Annotated in this window: 1 protein-coding gene; it reads right to left on the reverse strand. The window is 66.5% G+C overall.

Annotated elements, in window-relative coordinates; translation table 11 throughout:
- Nucleotides 1-95 precede the first annotated feature (95 nt).
- Nucleotides 96-1,841, reverse strand: a complete 1,746-nt coding sequence (iorA, locus tag GF405_01930) for an indolepyruvate ferredoxin oxidoreductase subunit alpha (protein MBD3366917.1) — start codon at nucleotides 1,839-1,841, stop codon at nucleotides 96-98.
- Nucleotides 1,842-2,620: the final 779 nt, after the last annotated feature.

Genomic DNA, 2,620 nt, shown 5'->3' on the forward strand with positions numbered 1-2,620 from the left:
GAGGATGCCCTGCCCGCCGACGCCGCAGATGAAGACGTTCGTGACCTTCTGTGCCATTGACGTTCTCCTTGGGTTCGTTGTGCCGCAGGGCGGCGTCAGGAGCTCTTCGAGACGGAGATCGCGTCAGCGGGGCAGACCTGCTTGCACATCGAGCAGAGCTCGCCCACGCAGAAGAGCGGGTTGATCTCGGCGTGTCCCTCGTCGTCGCGACTGATGGCCGGGCAGCCGAGTCTCAGGCAGAGGCCGCACTTCGTGCACTTCTCGGCGTCGACGATGAGCGCCGGTCCCCACGTCTTGCGGTCGAGGAGCACACACGGCCCCTCCATGACCAGCAGCGAGGGCTCATCGTGGCCGATCGCCTCCTTGATCGCGGTCTTGACGGCGTCGAGGTCGTAGGCGTTTACCCTGCGGGCATCCGAGACGCCCATGCTCTTCGCGAGCGCGACGTAGTCCAGCTTGACCGACGGTTCGCCCATGAGGGTCGTGCCGGTTCCGGGGTGCTCCTGATGCCCGGTCATCGCTGTCGTCGAGTTGTCGAGGATGATGACCGTGGTCGCGCCCCTGTTGTAAGCCACGTCGGCCAGCCCCGTCATGCCGGAGTGAACGAAGGTCGAGTCCCCGATGACGGCGACCATCTTCTTCGCGAACTCGCGGCCGATGGCCTTCTCGAGCCCGAGCGCGTTCCCGATCGACGCGCCCATGCAGAGGCACGTGTCGATTCCCTCGAGCGGCGGCATGACGCCCAGCGTGTAGCAGCCGATGTCCGACGTCGAGCCGATGCCCAGACGGTTCAGCGTGAAGAACGTACTTCTGTGGGGACAGCCCGGACAGAGGACCGGCGGGCGGGGAGCGACCTTCGCAGGGTCGGACCCGGCCTCGCCCTGCCCCGTGCACACGCGAACGATCCCCTGGTTGAGCTCTCCGCAGAGAGGGACAGCGTCCTTCCCGAGGACGTTCGTGACGCCCGCGGCCCGGAGCTGCTCCTCGATGAAGGGCTCGTTCTCCTCGATCACATAGACCTGATCGAACCGCTCACAGAAGGCCCTGGCCTTCTCGATGGGGAACGGGTACGACATTCCGAGCTTGAGAAATGTGGCGTCCGGGAACGCGTCCCGCGCGTACTGGTAGGAGATGCCGCTCGAGATGACGCCGACCTTCGGGTCGCCCTCCTCGACGACGTTGAGCGGCGACGTCTCCGCGAACTTCCGGAGCTCCTCCAGGCGCTTCTCGACCTTGACGTGGAGTCTGCGTGCGTGCGCGGGGATGACGACGCGCCTCGATGTGTCCTTGACGTACTCCTTCTGATCGACCTCGGTGCGTTCGCCGAGCTCGACCGGCGTCTTCGCGTGTGAGAGCCGCGTCGTCAGCCTGAAGAGCACCGGGGTCCCGAACCGCTCGGAGATCTCGTACGCGGCTCCGAGGTAGTCGACGACCTCCTGGGAGTCGGACGGTTCGACGAGCGGGATCTTGGCGAACTTCGCGTAGTAGCGGTTGTCCTGCTCGTTCTGCGACGAGTGCATGCCCGGGTCGTCCGCGGTCACGATGACGAACCCGCCGTCGCCGCCGACCGACGTGGATGTCATGAGCGGGTCAGCCGCGACGTTGAGTCCCACGTGCTTCATGGCGACGAGCGACCGGACGCCGCCGAACGACGCGCCGATGGCGACCTCGAAGGCGACCTTCTCGTTCGGGGACCACTGGCAGTAGACGTCGTCCTTGTACTTGACCACGTTCTCGAGGATCTCGGTGCTCGGTGTGCCCGGGTAGGCGACGGCGACTTCGACGCCGTGCTCGAAGCAGCCTCGGGCGACCGCCTCGTTGCCTGAGAGTAGAACGCGCATCGTACCTCCCTGGGGCGCCGCCGTCGCCTGGTCGGGACGGCGGGCGGCGAAAGCGGCCCGTCAGGCGCAGCGCTGACGGGCTGGGATGGTGTGAACTGTAGTCGGGAATGGCTCTGGAGCCATCAGATTCTAACGGGTTTCGGGGGCCTTGTAAAGACGCCTTGGCGGGGGAGGGGAGCACGACGCCGGGCCCCGGCGTGCCCCGACCGCCCTCCGGGATGAAGCCCGGGGTCGACCCGGCCCCGTGGCCGAGCCGACCCCGGAGGCGCTAGTCCTCCACGTCGATCCGGAACTCGTAGGCGACACCGTCGGCCCAGAACTTCGTCTTGGCGTAGTGTGTTCCCGAGTCGACGGCGACCGCGCTCACCGTTGCGACGGGGTCGTCGGAATTCTCGGCGGCGAGCTGCCATTCATCCGGCCCGAATATCCTGAGCCGCGAGTGCGTCGACGTGCCCGTCTGAGTGGCCGTCAGCGTGATCGTCTGTCCTGCCGTCGCCTGGAACGAGAAGAAGTCCGCGTCGAGCCGGCAGGCGGTGAGCTCGTGCGTCTCGTCCGTGGTCAGGGGCGCCGCCTCGTCGATGAAGTCGTTGTCCTCGTACTGGTCGTCGGCGCACGGCTCCGACGTCGCCAGCTCCAGGTCGTAGAGGATGTAGGTCGGGTCGCTCTGACCGTCGAGCTCGACGACGTACGTTCCAGGCATGAATGAGAAGTAGAACTCACGTGTGAGGCCGGTGGATGCCGCAGAGCTCTGCCACGTGTAGCTCTCGCCGTCTGAGCGC

The sequence above is a fragment of the Candidatus Effluviviaceae Genus V sp. genome, assembly GCA_014728125.1.
GTDB lineage: Bacteria > Joyebacterota > Joyebacteria > Joyebacterales > Joyebacteraceae > WJMD01.

Excerpts from the sequence above, each read along its gene's own strand:
- iorA (MBD3366917.1), bottom strand. The coding sequence starts at position 1,841 with ATGCGCGTTCTACTCTCAGGCAACGAGGCGGTCGCCCGAGGCTGCTTC.